Source organism: Conexibacter sp. SYSU D00693 (assembly GCF_017084525.1).
GTDB lineage: Bacteria > Actinomycetota > Thermoleophilia > Solirubrobacterales > Solirubrobacteraceae > Baekduia.
Genome location: NZ_CP070950.1, coordinates 3,684,496 through 3,704,040 on the forward strand (window position 1 = coordinate 3,684,496; position 19,545 = coordinate 3,704,040).

19 protein-coding genes are annotated in these 19,545 nt (G+C 74.8%); 8 read left to right on the forward strand and 11 right to left on the reverse strand.

Annotation, left to right across the window (positions count from 1 at the left end):
- Positions 1 to 12: 12 nt before the first annotated feature.
- From JUB12_RS18240 to JUB12_RS18250, 3 genes are all read right to left on the reverse strand, one after another.
- Positions 13 to 1,110, reverse strand: coding sequence for a hypothetical protein (locus tag JUB12_RS18240; protein WP_205696858.1), 1,098 nt, complete (start codon positions 1,108 to 1,110; stop codon positions 13 to 15).
- Positions 1,107 to 1,766 (reverse strand): RNA polymerase sigma factor, encoded by a 660-nt coding sequence (locus tag JUB12_RS18245; RefSeq protein ID WP_205696859.1) that lies wholly within the window; start codon positions 1,764 to 1,766, stop codon positions 1,107 to 1,109. Before JUB12_RS18245 ends, JUB12_RS18240 begins: the two co-directional genes overlap by 4 nt.
- Before the next feature lie 116 nt (positions 1,767 to 1,882).
- On the reverse strand, positions 1,883 to 3,424 hold the full coding sequence (locus JUB12_RS18250; RefSeq protein WP_205696860.1) for an alpha/beta hydrolase family protein: 1,542 nt from the start codon (positions 3,422 to 3,424) through the stop codon (positions 1,883 to 1,885).
- 140 nt (positions 3,425 to 3,564) lie between these two features.
- Between JUB12_RS18250 and JUB12_RS18255 the strand changes: the two genes are divergently transcribed.
- From JUB12_RS18255 to JUB12_RS18265, 3 genes are read left to right on the forward strand one after another with little or no spacing between them, the layout of a single operon-like run.
- Entirely contained in the window at positions 3,565 to 4,467 is a 903-nt protein-coding gene (locus JUB12_RS18255) for a TauD/TfdA family dioxygenase (protein WP_205696861.1), read from the forward strand.
- A gap of 10 nt (positions 4,468 to 4,477) precedes the next feature.
- Entirely contained in the window at positions 4,478 to 5,278 is an 801-nt protein-coding gene (locus JUB12_RS18260) for a hypothetical protein (protein WP_205696862.1), read from the forward strand.
- Between the two features lie 5 nt (positions 5,279 to 5,283).
- A complete protein-coding gene (locus JUB12_RS18265; RefSeq protein ID WP_205696863.1) occupies positions 5,284 to 6,144 on the forward strand; it encodes a hypothetical protein in 861 nt (286 codons plus the stop codon).
- Here JUB12_RS18265 and JUB12_RS18270 read toward each other — a convergent pair.
- The 3 genes from JUB12_RS18270 to JUB12_RS18280 form a co-directional block, all read right to left on the reverse strand.
- Positions 6,141 to 7,379 (reverse strand): cytochrome P450, encoded by a 1,239-nt coding sequence (locus JUB12_RS18270; protein WP_205696864.1) that lies wholly within the window; start codon positions 7,377 to 7,379, stop codon positions 6,141 to 6,143. The genes JUB12_RS18265 and JUB12_RS18270 overlap by 4 nt on opposite strands.
- A gap of 135 nt (positions 7,380 to 7,514) precedes the next feature.
- A complete protein-coding gene (locus JUB12_RS18275) occupies positions 7,515 to 8,228 on the reverse strand; it encodes a DUF427 domain-containing protein (RefSeq protein ID WP_205696865.1) in 714 nt (237 codons plus the stop codon).
- A gap of 32 nt (positions 8,229 to 8,260) precedes the next feature.
- Positions 8,261 to 8,941: an alpha/beta hydrolase gene (locus JUB12_RS18280; protein ID WP_205696866.1), complete on the reverse strand. Its 681-nt coding sequence runs from the start codon at positions 8,939 to 8,941 to the stop codon at positions 8,261 to 8,263.
- A gap of 3 nt (positions 8,942 to 8,944) precedes the next feature.
- On the opposite strand from JUB12_RS18280, the gene JUB12_RS18285 reads away from it, so the two are divergent.
- Positions 8,945 to 9,229, forward strand: a complete 285-nt coding sequence (locus JUB12_RS18285) for a DUF3253 domain-containing protein (protein ID WP_241004317.1) — start codon at positions 8,945 to 8,947, stop codon at positions 9,227 to 9,229.
- On the opposite strand, the gene JUB12_RS18290 is transcribed toward JUB12_RS18285, so the two are convergent.
- On the reverse strand, positions 9,226 to 9,870 hold the full coding sequence (locus JUB12_RS18290; protein WP_205696867.1) for an acylphosphatase: 645 nt from the start codon (positions 9,868 to 9,870) through the stop codon (positions 9,226 to 9,228). The genes JUB12_RS18285 and JUB12_RS18290 overlap by 4 nt on opposite strands.
- Before the next feature lie 56 nt (positions 9,871 to 9,926).
- On the opposite strand from JUB12_RS18290, the gene JUB12_RS18295 reads away from it, so the two are divergent.
- From JUB12_RS18295 to JUB12_RS18305, 3 genes are all read left to right on the forward strand, one after another.
- Positions 9,927 to 11,201: an alkaline phosphatase family protein gene (locus JUB12_RS18295; RefSeq protein ID WP_205696868.1), complete on the forward strand. Its 1,275-nt coding sequence runs from the start codon at positions 9,927 to 9,929 to the stop codon at positions 11,199 to 11,201.
- Positions 11,202 to 11,343: 142 nt separating this feature from the next.
- A complete protein-coding gene (locus tag JUB12_RS18300; protein WP_205696869.1) occupies positions 11,344 to 11,925 on the forward strand; it encodes a type 1 glutamine amidotransferase domain-containing protein in 582 nt (193 codons plus the stop codon).
- Positions 11,922 to 13,088, forward strand: a complete 1,167-nt coding sequence (locus tag JUB12_RS18305) for a glutathione-independent formaldehyde dehydrogenase (RefSeq protein WP_205696870.1) — start codon at positions 11,922 to 11,924, stop codon at positions 13,086 to 13,088. Before JUB12_RS18300 ends, JUB12_RS18305 begins: the two co-directional genes overlap by 4 nt.
- Before the next feature lie 92 nt (positions 13,089 to 13,180).
- Here the strand turns inward: JUB12_RS18305 and JUB12_RS18310 are convergent, their stop codons facing one another.
- Genes JUB12_RS18310 through JUB12_RS18320 form a run of 3 tightly spaced genes read right to left on the reverse strand, consistent with a single transcriptional unit; the run spans position 13,181 to position 15,224 of the window.
- On the reverse strand, positions 13,181 to 13,651 hold the full coding sequence (locus JUB12_RS18310) for a hypothetical protein (RefSeq protein WP_205696871.1): 471 nt from the start codon (positions 13,649 to 13,651) through the stop codon (positions 13,181 to 13,183).
- Between the two features lie 11 nt (positions 13,652 to 13,662).
- Positions 13,663 to 14,841, reverse strand: a complete 1,179-nt coding sequence (locus tag JUB12_RS18315) for a zinc-dependent alcohol dehydrogenase (protein ID WP_205696872.1) — start codon at positions 14,839 to 14,841, stop codon at positions 13,663 to 13,665.
- The gene (locus JUB12_RS18320) at positions 14,841 to 15,224 is read right to left on the reverse strand and encodes a hypothetical protein (RefSeq protein WP_205696873.1); all 384 of its coding nucleotides are present in this window, start codon (positions 15,222 to 15,224) and stop codon (positions 14,841 to 14,843) included. The genes JUB12_RS18315 and JUB12_RS18320 overlap by 1 nt, the downstream gene beginning before the upstream one ends.
- A 215-nt stretch (positions 15,225 to 15,439) precedes the next feature.
- Here JUB12_RS18320 and JUB12_RS18325 point away from each other — a divergent pair, with 215 nt between their 5' ends.
- Positions 15,440 to 16,714 (forward strand): DUF2254 domain-containing protein, encoded by a 1,275-nt coding sequence (locus JUB12_RS18325; RefSeq protein WP_205696874.1) that lies wholly within the window; start codon positions 15,440 to 15,442, stop codon positions 16,712 to 16,714.
- Here JUB12_RS18325 and JUB12_RS18330 read toward each other — a convergent pair.
- Positions 16,662 to 19,535 (reverse strand): PAS domain-containing protein, encoded by a 2,874-nt coding sequence (locus JUB12_RS18330; RefSeq protein ID WP_205696875.1) that lies wholly within the window; start codon positions 19,533 to 19,535, stop codon positions 16,662 to 16,664. The genes JUB12_RS18325 and JUB12_RS18330 overlap by 53 nt on opposite strands.
- Positions 19,536 to 19,545: the final 10 nt, after the last annotated feature.

The window sequence follows — 19,545 nt, forward strand, 5'->3', positions numbered from 1 at the left end:
ACAGGGGGCGGATCAGCCGCCGCGCGCCACCTCGGCCATCGTCACCCGCGACACGTCGTAGGTGATCGCCACGGCCGGAGCCGACGTGCCGTCCTCCCGGCCCGTGAAGCGGATCGGCATGCCGGTGTCCGCGTCGATGGTCAGGCGCTCGGTGTACCCGTGGCGGGCCTGCCGGGCCGCGAGCACGAGGACCTGGCGGCCGCCGTCCGTGGCCTTGGTGACGGTCACGCTCTGCAGCGTGCCGAGCAGGTGCAGCACGCCCGCGCGCACGGCAGGACGAGCAGCGCCGGCGTTCAGCGCGTCCATGGAGTTGACCCAGATCCGGTTCTCCAGCTGGGCCTCGGCCTGCGCCGGGGTCGGGACCCGCGGACGGGTCTTGCTCGGCACGACGCGGCGCTTGCCGTCGGCACCACGGACGACCTCGTCGTCGGAGGGCTTGCGGCCGGGGATGAAGGCCGCATCGCCCATCCGCTGGCGGGCCGCCTCGATCGGACCGTCGAACGCCGCCTCGGCGGCCGCCACGTCGCGGCGCACGAAGTCCCAGTCGTCGGCCGAGTTGGTGTCGGACCCCTGGTCGGCGATCGCGGCGGCCAGCCCGTCCGGGGTCTCGGCGTAGAAGTACGCGCCGTCGTCGCCGAAGAGGTCGGCGCCCACGACCGACCGGTCCCCGGGCGAGCCCTGGCGGCGGACGATCAGCGTCGCGTCGCCGGGCAGCGACGCCGTGGCCTGCGCGGCGCCCGTGTGCAGGCGCGTCGTCAACCGCGCAAGGGGCGCGGCCGCGGCGGTCGGCACGCCGCCGCCCAGCCGCAGACGCGACGACGTCTGGCCGTCGGCGCCCTGCTGGGTCGTCACCTGCGGGCCCCCCGCCGCGATGACCGCGACGGCCAGGCCGCCGGCGGCCAGGCCGCCGATCGCCAGCCGTGCGGCGCCGCGGCGGCGCCTGGGCCGACGTGCCACCGCCGCGAGCGGGCCCACGCCCTCGCCGGTCATGTCGGCCAGCAGCGCGGCACGCGCGCGGCGCGTGGCGTCGTCGTCCAGCCTGACGGTCCGCGGCCGGCGCTCGGCCAGCCACTCCAGGTCGCGCTCGTCCTGCTGCTCGGTGGTGCTCATCGGTCGTCCTCGTTCTCGTGCTCGGCGATGTGGTCGCGCACGCTGCGGCGTGCGCGGTGGATGCGGGACCGCACGGTCCCGATCGGGATGTCCAGGGCGCGGGCGATCTCGTCGTAGTCGAGCTCGCCCCAGGCGCGCAGCAGCAGCGCATCGCGGTCGGCAGCCGGCAGACCGCCCAGCGCGGCCGTCAGCTGCTGCCCGAGCATCTGCGCTTCGAGCCGCGGCAGCGGATCGGCGCCGATCGCCGTGCCGTCCGTCGCGCGCAGGGCGGCGGCTCGCCGCAGGGCCGACGCGCCCCGGTCGGAGCTGCGGAAGTGCTCGCGCAGCAGGTTCGTGGCGATGCCGTACAGCCAGGGCCGCGCGTCGGTGAACGCCGGGTCGTAGCGGTCGCGTCGTGCGAAGGCGACGCGGAACGCCTCGGCGGCGATGTCCTCTCCGGCTGCTCCTGCCCGGGCGGTGCAGAACGCGTGGATCCGGGGCCAATGGCGGTCGAAGACGACGGCGAAGGCCTGGGGCTCGCGCCGCGATCGGGCGATCGCCGCAGCGTCGTCGCCGGGCGCAGATGCGGACGTGGGGGCCCGCGGGCGGGCGGCCGCGGCTGCGGGTTCTGCGCAGTCGGCGGCGGCCAGCACCGTGTGGTGGTCGATCAGCGTCATGTCACCGGTCCATCTGCCGCACGGCGCCGAGAAGTTCGCGGTGGCGGCCAGACAGCGCCGACCCCGGCTACGGTGACGTGCCGCCGGAGGAGCGGGGACGCTTCTCGGGCCAAGCCCTACCGCAGGCGACGCACGGCGCGCGCGATGTGGCCGTATCCGTCGCGCCCGCTCGCGCTCACCCGCCCCGCGCGACCAGCCGACCGCAGCACGAAGCACCGCCGCGTCTCGCCGACGGAAGCGATCACCGAGCGCCCGCCCGCGACGATCCGCGCCCGCGGCACCGTCCCGCCGAGAGCACGCGCGCACATCCGCAAGCCACCACCCCGCACCCGCCGCACCCCGCTCAACCGCAGCAGCGCGTGGGGCTGCAGCGACGCCTGGCGCGTGACGAAGCTGCCCTCCCAGCCGGCCCGGAACTGCTGCACCCGGTGCGGGCGGCCGAGGTCGAAGACCAGCCGCAGCCGGCCCTCGTCGTTGGGCGCGAGGGTCTCGGGGCGCCCCGAACCCCCGAAGTCGACGTCGACCGCCCGCAGCCCGCGGAACAGCGGCGGTGTGACGACGACCGTCCGCCCGGACCCGCGCACGAGCACCGACGACGCGTTCGCCCGCAGCCGCATCCACTCCAGCGCGCGATCGGGGTCGACGCCGACCCGCCACCCGAACACCTCGAAGCGCGGCTCGATCGAGCGGAAGTCGACGGTCTCGGGGTCAGGAGGCGGCGAGGCCAGTGCTCGCGTCAGCCCGCTCAGCGCGTCCACCGTCTCGCGCCGGAAGTTCGGCAGGGAGTGGCAGCCCGAGGCGTAGTCCTGCCACTCGTGCTCCACCCCGAGCTCGCGGAAGCGCTCGTGGAGGTTGACGCTCGCCATGTGCACGCCGGTCTCGACGGCGCACGAGAGGAGGTCGGCGCCGAGCGCCTGCTCGCCGAGGGCGGCGTTGAGCGTCCCGTTGCCCGTGCGGATCTGCAGGGCGATGCCGCGCAGGTTCTCCGCGAGGTCCCAGGGGTTGTGGCCGCGCCAGCGGATCTCCTCGAGCGTCCGAGGGCCGTAGATCGCATCGGGCAGCCCGCCGTCCAGCGACGAGCTCGCCGACAGGACGCTGCCGTTGATCGGCAGGTTGCTGTCGACCGCCCCGCTCAACGACGCCGCCGCGACGAACAGGTCGGGATGGCGGGCGGCGAACATCATCGCCCCGTAGCCGCCCATCGAGATCCCGAAGATCGCCCGCGCGCGCCGCTCGGGCACCGTCCGGTAGCGCGCGTCGATCAGCGGGATGAGCTGGGAGATGACGAACGTCTCGTACTTCGGCGGCCCGCCGCGGCCGGCGTTGAACCAGTCGCTCCAGTAGCCGGCGTTGGCGTCGGGCGCGACGACGATCGAGGGGTAGTCCTGCGTCAGGCGCTCGCCGTCGAGCAGCCGGCGGAAGGCGGTGTAGCGGTTCGAGGTGCCGGCGGTGACGTAGGTGACCGGCCACCGGCGCTGAGGCTCGTCGCCGTAGCCGACCGGGAACATGACCTCGACCTTGGTCGGCGCGACGAACGCGTCGGTCCTGATCGTCAGCTCGATGGTGCGGTCGCTGACGCGCCGCTCGGCGACGACGACGGCGTCCGCCCAGGCGCTGCTCGTCGCGCCGGACGCCCACGCCCACGCGACGATCGCCACCCCGACAGCCATCCGTAGCCGCGACACGCGCGAACGACCCTATCCGTGCGGCGACGCGGCACCAACCCGGCACTGTCGTGCGGGGCCTGCGAGACGAACCTGCGCGCCACGCAGCACGACACGACCAAGGGGGAGCAGGGATGACCACGCAGGACATCGCGGTCGACAGCAAGGTGACGGTGCACCCGGTGAGCCTCGCGCTCGGGGCGCGGCTCGAGGGCGTCGACCTCACGCAGCCCATCGACGAGCCCGACTGGGCCGTCGTGCGCCAGGCGTTCGCCGACCACAGCCTCGTCATCGTCCGCGGGCAGGACATCACCGTCGACGACCAGCGTCGCTGGGCGCAGGGCTTCAGCGAGCTCGACCTGCCGGAGGGCGTGAGCCCGCTGGAGATGCGCGAGCACACGTCGATGTTCACGCTCGAGGGCCACCCGGACACGCTGGCGCTGCACAACAACGCCGACCGCCGCCCGGGCCTCGACCACTGGCACACCGACAACATCGGCTTCGTCGACCCGCCGAGCGCGACGGTGCTCTACGCCAAGGTCACGCCGGCGCTGGGCGGCGACACGCTCTTCGCCTCGATGCACCTCGCCTTCGAGGCGCTGTCCAGGCCGATGCAGGTCTTCCTGGAGTCGCTCGACGCGGTGCACGACATGCGCCAGGCCTTCCGCAACCCGATGCTCGAGGAGGCGCTGCGCAAGAAGGGCATCGACCCCGACGAGCACTTCGCCCGCCACGAGCCGGCGGTCCACCCGCTCGTGCGCACGCACCCGGTCACCGGGCGCAAGGCGCTGTTCCTCTCGGCGCCGCACACGACCGGCATCGTCGGCCTGTCCGACAAGGAGGCCCGGACCCTCCTGCAGTTCCTCTTCCACCACTGCGAGGACCCGGCCTTCCAGTACCGCCACGTCTGGCAGGAGGGCGACGTCCTGGTGTGGGACAACCGCGCGCTGCAGCACCTGCCCGTCGCCGACTACCACCCGCACGAGCGCCTCATGTTCCGCATGAGCGTCTCGGGCGACGTGGTGCGCCGGGGCTGACATGCCGCCCGTGGACGGGGCCGTCGATCCGGGTCACGCGCTGGCCCGGACGTGGTTCGCGCCGCGCCATCCCAACCGCTGCTGGGCGGAGGCGGTCGTGAGCGACCGCCTCCCCGGCCGGGTGTGGACGCTGCCGCGCGCGGGCGACCCGATGACCGTGGTGGTGGAGGCCGGCGAGCGGTTCTGCTTCGTCGGAGGCCGCGTGGACGACGACGTCCTCGCCCACCTGACCGACGCCCTGCGCGAGCGCTCGCCGGCGGCGCAGGTCGTCCTGCCGCCGTCCTGGCACGACGTCCCGTTCACCGTGCCCGCCGGCCGCCGGACGCAAGGCCGGGCGCACTTCCGCGCGCCCGCGCACCGCCTGCGCGAGGCGCTCACCCAGGAGCTCGAGGACGACCGCCGCGCGCACCTGGCCCGCCAGGACGTCTGCGTCCGGCGCCTCGAGGCCGACGACTTCGACGACCCGCTCCTGCACGACACCATGCGCGCGATCTACGGCGACGCCGAGCACTTCGGCGCCGAGCCGGAGATGGGGTTCTGCGCCGTGGACACTGACGGCCTGCTCGTCTCGTGGCTGCACCCGATCTGCGGCGACACGACCGCCGAGGTCGGAGCCGGCACGCGGGCCGACGCGCGCGGCCGCGGCATCTCGGCGGCGCTCAACGTCCTGACGGTCCGCGCGCTCGCGCTCCAGGGCTTCGACGTCACCGCGTCGTGGGTCCTCGAGCACCCGGCGAGCCCGGGCCTCGCCGGCCACGTCGCCCTCGAGCACGAGTTCGACTACACCGTCCTCGTGCCCGTCGAGGGCTAGGCGCCGTGCACGACGTCGACCCGCTCATCGCCCTCGCCCACGAGGGCGACGGCGGCCCCTGCGACACGGTCTACCTCGGCTTCGGCCTGGCCGCCCACGGCGGCCTGACCACCGGGGAGCTGCCGCTCGACGCCCTGGCGATGCTCGTCGTCGCCGAGCGCCAGCGCCGCCTGCGCGGCGCGCAGCGGATCCTCCACCTCGTCGCCGACCGCCACGCGCTGGTCAACGCCTTCGCGACCCGCCGGGAGGTCGCCCGCGCGGCGGACGCGCTCGTCGACCAGCTCGAGGCGCTCGCCCCGGCGCTCGGCCTGCAGGCCTACGACGTCGTCCGCGCGTCGCAGCTCACCGCGCCGGAGTACCGCCGCCTCGTCGCCGACGCCGGCCAGCGCGCGCCCGACCCGTACGGCGCCCGCCAGGCCGCCGACGTCGAGTGGATGCGCCGCGCCCACGGCGCCGCCGTGAAGGTCGGCTGGACGCTGAGCGCCCGCCCGGACGGGGTCGCGCGGCGCGACGAGGTCGCCTTCGACGCGCTGCACCGCCAGCTCTTCGGGCCCGGCCTCGCGACGGTCTACACCGGGCCGGGTCGCAGCCTCGACCCGGATCGCCCGCGCTGCAGCCCCTACGTCCTGCTCGCCGGCCAGCGCCGCCTGACGCTCGCGTCCGGCGCCGGGTCGGTGGCCGAGCACTGCGCGAGCTCGCGCATGCGGCGCCACCTGCGCCCGATCGCCGAGCGCGTCCTGCAGCAGCTCGGCGTCGTGGCGGTGGCGGACACGCCGCTGCAGGACCGCCTGGAGCTGCTGCTCGCGCTGCTGCGCGGCGACGCCCGTCCGGACGCGCCGCTCGCGCAGCCCGCGGTCGCCGCCTAGCGCGGCGTCCACGCCACCCGCAGGTGGCGCATCTGGCGCAGGACCAGGCTCTGCCAGACGCCGTGGTCCTGGCCGTCGACGAGGCGCAGCTCGGGCAGGCGGTCCAGCAGCGCGTTCGTGGCGATCTCGAACTGGAGCTTGGCCAGCGGCGCGCCGAGGCAGAAGTGCGTGCCGCGCCCGAAGGTGAGGTTCGCGCGGGCCGCGCCCTCGCGCTCGGGGTCGAGCTGCGCCGCGTGCGGGCAGGCCGCCTCGTCGCGGTTGGCCGACGCGAACAGGAGCATGAGCCGCGACCCCGCGGGCAGCTCGACGCCGCCGACGACGACGTCCTGCACCGCCGTGCGGACCATGCCGTGGGAGACAGAGTCCCAGCGGCTGGCCTCCTCGAGGAACGGCAGCAGCCGCGAGCGGTCCTCGCGCAGGCGCTCCCACCAGCCCTGCTCGAGCGCGACCTTCCAGGTGTTGGCCAGCAGCGCGGTCGTCGACTCGTGGCCGGCCGAGAGCATCGAGGCGCCGATCGCGAGGACGAGCTCGTGCTCGGTGAGCCGCTCGCCCTCGTGCTCGGCGTGGACGAGGTAGCTCGTGAGGTCCTCGCGCGGGCCGCGCCGGCGGTCCTCGATGAGCTCGATGCAGTAGCGCTGGAAGGCGAGCACGCCCTCGGCCATCGCGGGCTGGTCCTCGGCCGGGATCGGCTCGAAGGCCAGGCCCTGCCAGTCGGCGCTCCAGCGCTTGATCTGCCAGACGTCCTCCTCGGGGACGCCCATGACGCCGAGGATCACGTGGACGGGCAGGGGGTAGGCGAGCTGCTCCACGAGGTCGGCGTGGTCGTGGCCGTCGAAGGCGTCGACGAGCTCGTGCGTCACGCGCGCGATGAGCGGCGCCATCGCCGCGATGCGCGCGCGGGTGAAGCCGCGGTTCATGAGCCGCCGCAGGCGCGTGTGCGCCGGCGGGTCCATGCCCAGCAGGACGTGGCGCGTGTCGTAGCCGCGGGCGAGGATCGCGCGCGCCTCGTCGGTCAGGTGCGCGCCGCTGCTGAGCATGTCGCGGTTCGAGAAGCGCCGGGCGTCGCGCAGCACCGCGCAGACGTCCTCGTAGCGGCTGACGAGCCACATGCCGAGCACCGGGTTGAACGTCACCGGCTCCTGCGCGCGGAGGCCGTCGAAGAACGGGTGCGGGTCGGTGACGTGCGCGCCGGCGAAGGGGTGGTAGGCGGCGCCGAGGGACGTGGTGGTCGTCATCGCGCGACCGTAGGTGCGCGGTCGCGCGGCGTCAGTGCCCGGCTGGTGTCGCCTCGCGGAGCGCGAGGACCGCCGGCGGGCGGTCACCGTCCGCGTGACGTTGCGCTCGACGATCGCCGAGCCGCCGTGCGAGCCCTAGCCCGTCGGGTCAGACGTCCAGGGCGTGACCGGCCGCCGCTGGCGCTCGCCGTCGATCGCGAGGTCGACGTGCTCGTCGAAGAAGCAGACCAGGCCGGCGACCTTCGGGCACTCGGGGATCGGCTCGTCGTAGACCCAGGCGAGGTCGCGCCCGCCGTGGCGCAGGAACCGCGCGGTGCCCTTGAACGGGCAGCGCGAGACGGTCGTCGACGGCTCGAGCAGGTCGAGCCGGACGTCCTGCGGTGGCAGGTACCACCGCGTGGGCAGCGTCGTCTCGAACAGCGCGTGCGGGCGGCGGGAGTCGGCCAGGACCTCGCCCTCGTGGGCGACGACGACGTGGCGCTCACTGGGCACGACGTCGACGCGGTGTCGCGGGTCGCGGGCGTGGACGACGACCTCCTCGGCCTCCTCGAACCACCGCACCGTCCCGTCCCACGTGAACGTCCAGTGCCCGTCGAGCTCGGCGGGCGCGCCGTCGGCGACGCTCAGGCGCCGGGCGGCGCCGGGCGGCAGCGCGGCGACCGCCTCGAGGTCGACGTCCTCGGGTGCGAAGCAGTAGGTCGGCAGGACGCCGGGGCCGTAGCGGACGTGCAGCAGGGCGCTGCGGCTGTCGGCCACCCACCGGTCGCCGGCGCGCACGCGCACCCACCGGGGCGTGGGCTCGACGCGCTCGGGCGGGACCTCGATGTCGAAGGGCGGGGCGGCCGCCATCGGCGTGGTCTACCAGCCGGAGGTCCGACGGTCTACGTGCGCACCCAGTCCAGCGCGGCGCCCACGACGTCCTGGGGCACCTCGTGCCCGCCGGCGAACTCGTGGAAGGCGACGTCGTGGCCGGCCGCGCGCAGCTGCGGCACGATCCGCCGGCTGCAGCGGTCGATCGGGAGGACCGCGTCGCCGGTGCCGTGCGAGACGAAGACCCGCGGGCGGCCGACCGTCGCCGGCGGGACGGCGAAGCCCGGGGAGAAGGCGAGGAGGTGGGTGAGCAGGTCGCCGTTGGCCAGCCCGAGCGACAGGGCGTACGACGCGCCGTCCGAGAAGCCGCCCAGGACCACCCGCTCGCGGTCCACCGGGCAGGTGGCGAAGACCTCGCTGAGGGCCGCGCCGAGGAACGCGACGTCGGGGCCGAAGCCGCCGCGGACGACGTCCCAGGTGGCGTCGTGGGCGTCGATGGCCAGGAGCAGCAGGGGCGCCTCCTCGCCCGCCGCGCCGAGCATGCCGATGGCGCGCCGGGCCGTGCCGCCCGCGCCGTGCAGCAGGACCACCAGCGGGCACGGTCCGCCCGCCGCCGCGGCCGCCGGCACCCGCAGCAGCGCCTCGCGCAGGTCGGGCCGCAGCGCGAGCGCGACCGTCCCGGCCGCGGGCGGGATCGCGGGTCCGCCGTCGGGGACCTCCACGACCAAGCGCGCCGGAGACGAGACCGCCACACCGTGAGGGTACGCCCGCCCGGGTACGCCTCCCACGTGGACCTCGAGGCGGTGATCCGCGAGCACGTCGAGCGTCGCGGCGCGGGGAGGACCGTGTGCCCCTCCGAGGTCGCGCGGGCCGTCGGGGGCGACGGGGACGAGCGCTGGCGCCCGCTCATGCCCGCCGTGCGCGAAGCGGCGGCGGCGATGGCCCGGCGCGGGGAGATCGCCGTGACGCAGCGCGGGGAGCCGGTCGACGCGCTGGACGCGCGTGGCCCGATCCGGCTCGGGCTGCCGGCGGGGGACTAGCCCTCGGCGTGCACGTCGCGGCGCTTGACGAGCAGCCACTGCGGGCGCACCCCGGGCTTCGTGCGCTGCAGCGCGAAGCCCCCGCGCAGCCGCTCGCCGTGCAGCTCGACCATCGCGTGGCCGCGCTCGAGCGCCGCCGGCCACGGCACGCGGCCACGCTGCTCGTAGAGCCCCTCGTCCCAGACCGACGACGGCACGTCGGTGTTCGGGCGCTCGAGCTCCACCGCCAGGCGCTTGTCCGCCGGCGCGAGCGACGGCGTCTTGCGCAGCGCCCACGCCCACTCGCGGTCGCCGACCTCCAGGCGCAGCTCGAAGCCGCCGCCGGGGACGTCGAGCTCGTGCACCGCGAAGCGCCCCGCGGGCACGCCGCGCACCGCGAACTGCTCGTGGCCCTCGACGTCGACGCGCTCCACCGTGACCCCGTCGACCTGCGCGGCGGGCGGCCCGTCGTGCAGGAGCTCGACGAGCTGCTGCACGCCCTCGTCCTCGCCCTCGGCGTGCACGAGCACGGTCCGGTCCTCCTGGTTGACCACCCAGCCCAGGACCCCGAGCCCTGCGGCGTGCTGCACGACGAAGTCGCGGAACCCCACGCCCTGGACCCGCCCGTGGGCGACGGCGCGCACAGCAGTCTGCTCGGCCACGGCGAGCAGTCTGCCCGCTCGTGCGGTGCGACCACGCGCCTGAGAGGATCGGCCCGATGCTGCGGGTCGGCCTCCTCGCGCTGGTCCTCCTGGTCCTCGCCGCGCCCGCGCGCGCCCAGGCGCCGGCGCTCGACGTCCCCCCGGGCACCAGCGCGGCGAAGGTCCTGGTCATCGGGACCGACGGCACCCGCTTCGACCTCGTGCAGCGGCTCATGGACGCCGGCGAGGCGCCGCACCTGCGCGCCCTGGCACAGGACGGCTTCGCGCTGCCCTCGGTGCTCCAGTACCGCCCGCCCGGCGCGCTGACCCTCAGCGAGGTCGGGTGGACGACGATCGCCACGGGCGTCTGGCCCGCCAAGCACGGCGTGCGCGGCTACGCGCTCAACAACGACCCCGGGCAGGCGACGAAGAACGGCCACCTGGACCTCCTGAGCCGCCTCGAGCGCGAGCGCCCGCGGCTCAGCACGTTCCTGGCCAGCAACTGGGCCAACCTCGGCCTGCACCGCAACGGCGGCCCGATCTTCGGCGACGCCGTCGACGCGGGGTTCGCCATCGCCGCACCCGACGACGTCGAGGGCTGGGACGCCGCCGACCAGGAGGTGGCCGACGTCGCCGCCCGCCAGCTGCGTGAGCGCGGCCCGGATGCGAGCGTCGTGTACTTCGGCGTCGTCGACGAGGCCGCCCACCTCGTCGGCTCGGCGACGCCGCGCTACCGGCAGGCGATCCGGGACCTCGACCGGCGCGTCGGCCAGCTGCTCGACGCCATCCGCGCCCGGCCGACCTACGCGGGCGAGCAGTGGACGGTGCTCGTGACGACCGACCACGGCCAGCAGGACCTCGCCGCGCCGTCGGCCTTCAGCCACGGCGGCGGGTCCGACCTCGAGCGCACCTCCTTCGTCCTGGCCTCGGGCTTCGGGGTCCCCCGCGTGCCCGCGCGGCCGCTGTGGGTGGTCGACCTCGCGCCGTCGGTCTTCGTCCGCCTCGGCGTCGCGGTCGAGCGCGCCTGGGACCTCGACGGCCGCGCCTTCACCACCGCGCCGGCGGTCCCCGCGCCGACCGCCGCGGTGCGCCGGCGCGGCCGGACCCTGCGCATCACGGTCCGGGCGCCGGCCGGCGCCCCCGCGCTGCGCTCGGTCGCCGTGCGCGGCGGCGCCGCTCGCGCGAGCAGGCGCGTCCGCGCCGCCGACGGCGCCCGCCGCGTCCGGCTCACCGTGCGCCTGGGCCGCCCCGCGCCCGCCCTGGTGCGCGTGACCACGACCGACACGACCGGCGCCGCGACCGCGACGACGGTCCGCGTGGCGGGCCGGTCAGCCGCTCGCGGCCGGCGCTGAGCGCCACCAGCGCGTGGGGCGTGTGCCCCACGGCAAGATCCAGCGCACGCCCCATGACGACAGGGCGCCCGCGTCCAAGACTGGAGTCGACCGCTGCGACCCGCTGACGCGGGCCGCAGCCCTACGACGAAGGGAGCAGGACATGGCCGGAGAGCTCAGGGGCAAGAAGGTCGCGATCCTGGCGGCGGACGGCGTGGAGCGCGTGGAGCTCGAGCAGCCGCGCAGCGCGGTGGTCGACGCCGGCGCGGACGTCGAGCTGCTGTCGATCCACGACGGTGAGATCGCCGCGCGCGACCACGACCTCGAGGACGCGGGCACGTTCCGCGTCGACGGCCTGGTGTCCCAGGCGTCGGTCGACGACTACGACGCGCTGCTGCTGCCGGGCGGCACGGTGAACCCGGACCAGCTGCGCATGGACGGGGACGCCGTGAGCTTCGTCCGGGCGTTCTTCGAGAGCGGCAAGCCGATCGGGACCATCTGCCACGGGCCGTGGACGCTCGTGGAGGCGGGCGTGGTGGAGGGCCGGCGCATCACCTCGTGGCCGAGCGTGCGCACGGACCTGCGCAACGCCGGCGCCACCGTCCTGGACGAGGAGGTCGTCGTCGACGAGGGGCTCGTCTCCAGTCGCAGCCCCGACGACCTGCCGGCGTTCTGCGCGAAGGTCGTCGAGGAGTTCGCCGAAGGACCCCACGCCCAGCGCAAGGCCGGAGCGGCAGCGGCATGAGGGCCGTCGTCTACAACGGGCCGCGCGACGTCGCGGTCCGCGAGGTCGACGACCCGCGCATCGAGCAGCCGACCGACGCCCTGGTCCGGATCACCACGACCAACATCTGCGGGTCGGACCTGCACATGTACGAAGGCCGGACCGACTTCGAGGAGGGGCGGGTGTTCGGCCACGAGAACCTCGGGCAGGTCGTGGAGGTCGGTGAGGGCGTCCATCGCCTGCAGGTCGGCGACTGGGTGTGCCTGCCCTTCAACATCGCGTGCGGGTTCTGCGTGAACTGCACCAGAGGGCTCACGAACTACTGCCTGACGGCGCAGCCGATGGAGGACATGGCCGGCGCCGCCTACGGGTTCGCCGACATGGGCCCCTGGCAGGGCGGGCAGGCCGAGATGCTGCGGGTGCCGTGGGCGGACTTCAACGCCCTGCGGCTCCCGGAGGACGCCGAGGACAAGCAGGACGACTACGTGATGGTCGCCGACATCTTCCCGACGGGCTGGCACGCGACCGAGATGGCCGGCCTGCAGGCGGGGGAGACGATCGTCGTCTACGGCGGCGGCCCGGTCGGCCTGATGGCGGCCTACTCCGCGACGCTCAAGGGCGCCTGCAAGGTCATGGTGGTCGACCGGCACCCCGACCGGCTGCGGCTGGCCGAGTCGATCGGCGCCGTGGCGATCGACGACTCCAAGGAGTCGCCCGTCGACCGCGTGCTCGAGGAGACCAACGGCCTCGGCGCGCACCGCGGCTGCGAGTGCGTGGGCTACCAGGCGCACGACCACCAGGGCCATGAGCGGCCCAACGACACGCTCAACAAGCTCGTGCAGTCGGTGCGGTTCACCGGCGGCATCGGCGTGGTGGGCGTCTACGTCCCGGAGGACCCGGGCGGGGCCGACGACCTCGCGAAGGAGGGCAAGGTCGCCTTCGACTTCGGGATGATGTGGTTCAAGGGCCAGAAGATGGGGACCGGACAGTGTCCGGTGAAGCGCTACAACCGCCACCTGCGCAACCTCATCCACTCCGGCGTGGCAGAGCCGTCGTTCATCGTCTCGCACCGCCTCGGGCTCGATGAGGCCCCGGACGCCTACAAGCACTTCGACTGCCGGCACGACGGCTGGACGAAGGTCCTGCTCAAGCCCGGGCAGAACGGCAACGGCGCGCACGCGTAGCGCGCCGGTCGCGACGACCGACAGCCCGCGGACGCAGAAGGCCCCGCCGATGGCGGGGCCTTCGCGCTGCTGGGATGGGACCGACGCGGAGGTCAGGCCGCGGCCGGGGTGACCGCGCGGCCCCCGTCGTGGATCTTCCGGGCGGGGTCCTCGGTGTTGGACCGCCGCACGGCCTCGACGTCGCCGTGCCAGTCGCCGCGACCCGTCGGGTCGGTGATGGCGAGCGACGCGAGCTCGAACGCGGCGAGGCCGACGTGCGGCAGCCACTGCTTGAGCCCGCGCTTCCACTGCCCGGTCACGAACGGGGTCGCGGCCAGCGCCAGAGCGCCGATCGCGTCCATCGCCAGGTGGACCTGGAACGGGATCGCCTTCACGGCCCCGAGCGGGTAGTCGGTCAGCGTGCTGTAGCCGGCGTGGATGGCCCCGGCCGTGCGGATCTGCGCGGCCGAGCGCGTGCCTTCGATGCCGGCGAGCTTCGGGAACACCGTGAGCAGCGTGGCGCCGGCGGTGTAGTCGACGACCCCGTGCAGGGTGGCGTCGACGGGCCTGGGGGGAAACGGCATGGTCACAGCTCCTAGGGCTTGAGGACGACCTTCACGCACTCGTCCTGCTTGTGCTTGAAGGTCTCGTAGCCGTTGGGGGCCTCGCCGAGCGGGAGGCGGTGGGTGACGACGAAGCTCGGGTCGATGTCGCCCTTGCGGATGTGCTCGTAGAGCGGCTCGAGGTAGCGCTGCACGTGGCACTGCCCCGTCCTCATCGTCAGGCCCTTGTTCATGAACGCGCCGGTGGGGAACTTGTCCATCAGCCCGCCGTAGACGCCGATGACCGACACGATGCCGCCCGGGCGGCAGGCGAGGATCGCGTCGCGCAGCGCGCCTCCGCGGTCGGTCTCGCTCCGCGTGGCCTGCTTGACGCGGTCCATCGCGTGGGCGACGCCGTGGCTGTGCGAGGCCTCCATGCCGACGGCGTCGATGACCGCGTCGGGACCGCGCCCGCCGGTGAGCTCCTTGAGCTGCTCGACGATGTCGCCGTCCTCGGCGAAGTCGATGACGTCGGTGGCTCCCGCCTTGTTGCGCGCCATCTCGAGGCGGTAGGCGTACTGGTCGATCGCGATGACGCGCTCGGCCCCGAGCAGCACGGCGCTGGCGATCGCGAACTGCCCGACCGGCCCCGCACCGAAGACGGCGATCGTCTCGCCGCCCTGGATGTCGCAGAGCTCGGCGCCCATGTAGCCCGTCGGGAAGATGTCCGACAGGAACAGGACCTGCTCGTCGGGCAGGTCGTCCTCGATCTTGATCGGGCCGACGTCGGCGAACGGGACGCGCGCGTACTCGGCCTGGCCGCCGGCGTAGCCGCCGGTCAGGTGCGAGTAGCCGAAGATCCCGGCCGTCGAGTGGCCGAACATCTTCTCGGCCATCCCGGCGTTCGGGTTGGAGTTCTCGCAGACCGAGTACAGCTGGTTCTTGCACGCCCAGCAGTTGCCGCAGGCGATCGGGAACGGCACGACGACGCGGTCGCCGACCGCGAGGTTGCCGACGCCCTTGCCGACCTCGACGACCTCGCCCATGAACTCGTGCCCGAGGATGTCGCCCTGCTCCATCGTCGGGATGTAGCCGTCGTAGAGGTGCAGGTCCGAGCCGCAGATCGCGGTCGTCGTGATCTTGACGATGGCGTCGCGGTCGTTGAGGAGCTTCGGGTCGGGGACGTTCTCCACCTGGACGGTGTTGCGTCCCGACCACACGTTGGCGCGCATCAGACCCCGACCTCCGCGAGCTCGGCGTCGTCGAGCGGCTGGGCGGGGCGCTGGTCGAGCTTGCGCTCGGCGAGCTCGCCCTCGGGCGTCCCGTCGCTGCGGACGACCACGCCGGTCTCGACGAGCTGCTTGAAGCGGCGCAGCTCGTCCATCGCCTTCGCCCGCGGCAGGACGCCGCGGACCTTGTCGACGACCTCGCCGACCTTGCCGCCCGGCGTCTCGGAGTCGAGCGTGACGTGGATCTCGGTCCCCCGGTCTCCGGGCGCCGCGGTGAAGCGCACCTCGGCCTCGTCGAGGGACGTGGGGTGCAGGGCGGGGTCCTTCCACAGGCGCTGCAGCTCGTCGCGCGGGCGCAGCACCGTGATGGTGGCATGGGGCTTCATGGCGGCCTCCGTGTCGGGGTGGTTGGTCCCTCCTGGTGTGGCCGGCGCACGGTCTCGCGTACCTGGTCCGCCCGGCTCATCTTCGCCTGGGGGATCTGCCCCACGGTGCGAGCGGGCACGACGCCCTCGCCGAAGATGGGCAGCCGTCCCCATGACGCACGGCGTGGCGCCGTGGAACCTCCGCGGTCCCCGTCCCCGGCCCCTGGAGGTCTGCCGTGAACCGCATCTGGGTGCTTCCCGCGCTGCTCGTCGTCACCGGCGTCGCCGCGGCGCTGGGGCTGTCGGCGATCGACCGGGCGGCGGGCTACGACCTGGTCCCGGTCTCCGTGGTCGGGACGGCGTCGACCGCCCAGCAGGTCCTGTCGCTGCTCGCCCAGGCCGTCCTGAACCTCGCGACCGTCGTGCTGAGCCTCACGCTGGTCGCCGTCCAGCTCGCCATGGGCCAGTTCTCGCCGCGGATCGTCCGGGCGCTGCAGGCCGATCGGCGCAACCAGGCGGCGATCGGCGTCTTCCTCGGGACCTTCGCCTACGCGATGCTCGCCATGCGCGAGGTCGACGACCAGAGCAACCAGGTGCCGGGGCTCACCGTGCTGGTCGCCTACGTGCTCGGTCTGGCGTGCCTGGTCGGCCTGCTCGTCTACATCCACCAGGTCTCGCAGTCCCTGCGGGTCGGCGGGATCATCGACCTCGTCGGCGACGAGACGCGCGCCCAGCTCGAGCGACGCTTCCCGCCCGACGACGAGGCCGTGCCGTCCGCCGACGGTGCCGCCGGGGTCCACACGATCGACGCCAGGGACTCGGGCGCCGTCGTGCTGATCGAGCGCGACGCCCTCGTCGAGGCGGCGCGCGAGGCCGACGCCCGTGTGGAGGTCGTCCCGATGATGGGCGACTTCGTGCCGAAGGGCGCGCCGCTGGCACGGGTGGAGGGCGGCGCGGTGCCGCCCGACGTGGTCCGGCGGCACGTCCGGCTGGCCAGCGAGCGCACCCACGAGCACGACCCGGCGTACGGGATCCGCAAGCTGGTGGACATCGCCGAGCGGGCCAGCGCGGACCCCTTCGACGACCCGACCACGACGGTCCAGGCGATCGATCGCCTGCACGACTGCCTGCGCCTGCGCCGGCGGCTGCCGTCGGGCAGCTACGCCGACGCGGCGGGCGTCCCGCGCCTGCTCGTCCGCGAGCTGCAGTGGCCGGGCTACGTCCGCCTCTCGTTCGACGAGGTGCGGCTCGTGGCGGCGGAGAACCCGCAGACGGCGCGGCGGCTGCGCGCGGCGCTGCTCGACCTGCTCGACGTCGCCCCGCAGGACCGGCGGCCGCCGCTCGAGCGTCAGCTCAAGCTGCTGGAGGCCGCCGTGGCGCGCAACTTCGACGACGACGCCGACGTCGACGCGGCGTCGACCGCGGACGCGCAGGGCCTCGGCTCGGGGCCCGACCTGGTCACCCTGCCGCTGGACGGAGCTCGACGAGCTGGTAGCGCAGCGCGAAGATGAGCGCCTGCAGCTGGGAGTGCACGCCCAGCTTGGCGAGGATGCTCGCGACGTGGTTGCGCTGGGTGCGCACGGAGATGTGCAGCCGCGCCGCGGCGCCATGGCTGTCGCAGCCGTCGGCGATCAGCTGCAGGATCTCGCGCTCGCGCGGCGTCAGGCTCTCGATCGCCCGGCGGTCCAGGAGCTCGCGCTCGCGTTCGCGACTGGCGAACCGCAGCAGCTCCACGACCTCGTCGAGCGGCAGCAGCGTCTCGCCGGCGCGGACCCGCCGGACCGCGTCGAGGACGTCGGGCAGGCTGGTCGTCTTCGGCAGCGCGCCGGCGGCGCCGCGCTCCACCGCGCGCGCGAGGACCACGCGGTCCAGCCCGGCGCTGAGCACCAGCGCGTGCGCTCCGGGCTCGGCGTCGCGCAGCTCCGCGATCAGGTCGGTGCCGTCGCCGTCAGGGAGTCCCAGGTCGACCACGGCCACGTCGACGCCGTCGAGCAGGCCGCGGGCCTCGGCGAGGGTGGCCGCCTCGCCCACCACGTCGAAGTCCGGCTCGCTGCGCAGTGCTGCGGCGATCGCCTCGCGCACCGCCGCGTGGTCCTCGACGAGGAGCACGCGGATGGGGGCGGGGGTCGCCGGCGAGGACGTCAGCGGCAGCCGGACCCCCACGGCGGTGCCGCCCGCCGCGGGCGTCCGGACCGTGACCTGGCCGCCGTGCCGGGCCGCGCGCTCGTGCATGCCGGCGATCCCGTTGCCCGACACCGCGTGGGCGTCCACGCCCCGCCCGTCGTCGGTGACGTCGCACCACAGCTGCCCGCCGGTCGTCCACGTCCGCACCCTGACGCGGTGGGCGTCGGCATGGCGGCGGACGTTGGTCAGCGCCTCGCCGACGATGTGCAGGAGGTCGTCGCTCGTGCGCCGCGGCGGTCGCTCGGGCATCCCGGCCACCTGCAGGTCGACCTGCAGGTCGGGCGCCATGCGGCGGTGCAGCTCGACGAGCTCCGCGAGCAGGTCCTCGAGCGGGCGGTCCTCCTCGGCGAGGCGCAGGTCGTAGACGGCGCTGCTCAGGGCACCGCCGATCCGCGTCAGGGCGTCGACGAGGAGGTCGTCACGCTGTGACCCGGCCGGTGGGTCCTCGGCGCGGGCCAGCGCGTACCGCGCATCCTGCAGGGCCTCGTCGTGCAGTGCGCGGGCCATGCGCCGGCGCTCGGCGTCGCGCGTCTGCTCGAGCCGCCGCGACGTGCGCGAGCGCTCGATGGCGGCCGCCAGCGCGTGCGCGGCGGCCTGGAGGTACGTCACGTCGGGCGGGGCGAGGCGCGGGCCGGCGTGCGAGAAGACGCCGAGCGCGCCGAAGACCTCGTCCTGCCCCGCGACCGGCACGATCGCGCCGGCGGCTGGCCGGTGCGAGCGCAGGGCCGGCGCCACGTCGACGCCGGCCGCGAGGACGTCGTCGACGACGACGGCGCCGTCGGCCAGCGCGCGACCGAACAGGTCGCCGGCGTCCGTCGTCCCGACGACCATCGCGCCCTCGTGCTCGAAGCCGGCACCGGCACGGAGGAGCAGCCGGTCACCGACCGGCGAGCGCTCGGCGAACAGCGCGAAGGTGGCGCCCACCGCCCGGCCGATGCGGCGGACGGCGTCGTCGAGGAACCGTCCCAGGTCGTCGGTCCGCCCTGAGCGGGCGCCGAGCCGGGCCACGACCGCCTGCTGCTCGACGCGACGGGCGCCAGCCTCCTCGGCGGCGTGCCAGTCGCTCACGTCGCGCAGGAGCACCGACACGCCGTCGTCTGCGGGGTGGACCCGGACCTGCCACCACCCGCCGACCTCGTCGCGATGGCGGCCCGCGTCGACGGCCCGCCGCTCGGCCTGCGCCGCGGCGGCGGCGCGCTCGACCGGCGCCCCGAGCAGCGCGGGGAGCACGGTCAGCGCATGGGCGCCGATGAGCGGCTCGTGGCGCGGCTGCTCGCCCCGCAGCCGGGCGATGAGCCGGGCCGCCCCCGCGTTGAGGAAGGTCAGCCGGAGGTCGCCGTCGAGGCCGAGCAGTGGGTCGGTCACGCTCTCGAGGACCGCGGTGGTCCGCCGCCGGGACTCACGCAGCAGCTCGTCCTGACGCAGCGACGGGCGCAGGTCGCGCGAGACCGTCGCGATGCCCAAGGGGCGCGCGCTCGCCCGGTCGTCGACGCGGAAGGCCTGGCACGAGACCGGGACCGGCGGACCTCCGGCGAAGTCGTGCAGGTCCAGCTGCTCGGTCCGGCGGTCCCCGCGCATGACGTCCGGCAGGAGCTCGTCGCGCACCCGCGGGCGGTCGTGCTCGGCGAAGAGGTCGGCCACGTCGCGGCCGTCGGCCTGGGACAGGTCGTGCAGGCCGAGAAGCCGGAGACCCGCGTCGTTGACGAAGGCGACGCGTCCGTCGAGGTCGGCGAAGCAGACGGCGTCCTGCGAGTCCGCGACCACCGCCGACAGCTGCTCGAGGCGCCGGGCGACCCGGCGGCGCTCGGTCACGTCGCGGTGGATCCCCACGTAGCCGCAGAGCTCGCCCGCGTCGTCGTGGATCGCGGAGACCACGGCCTCGACCTCGATGGGCATCCCGTCCCCGCGGACCGCGGTCAGCTCGGTGCGCGACCGTCCGTGCTCCAGGAGCTCGCGTTCGAGGCGCTCGCGCTGGTCGTCGCCCCTGAAGGTCGCGACCTCGTTCGCGGGCCGGCCGAGCACGTCGGCGGCGGCGAAGCCGTACAGCTGCTCCGCACCGGGGTTCCAGTGGGTGATGCGGAAGTCGGCGTCGGTCCCCACCACGCCGTCGTCGACGAGGTCGAGCAGGCGCGCCTGATGCTGCTGCATGTCGGGGGCG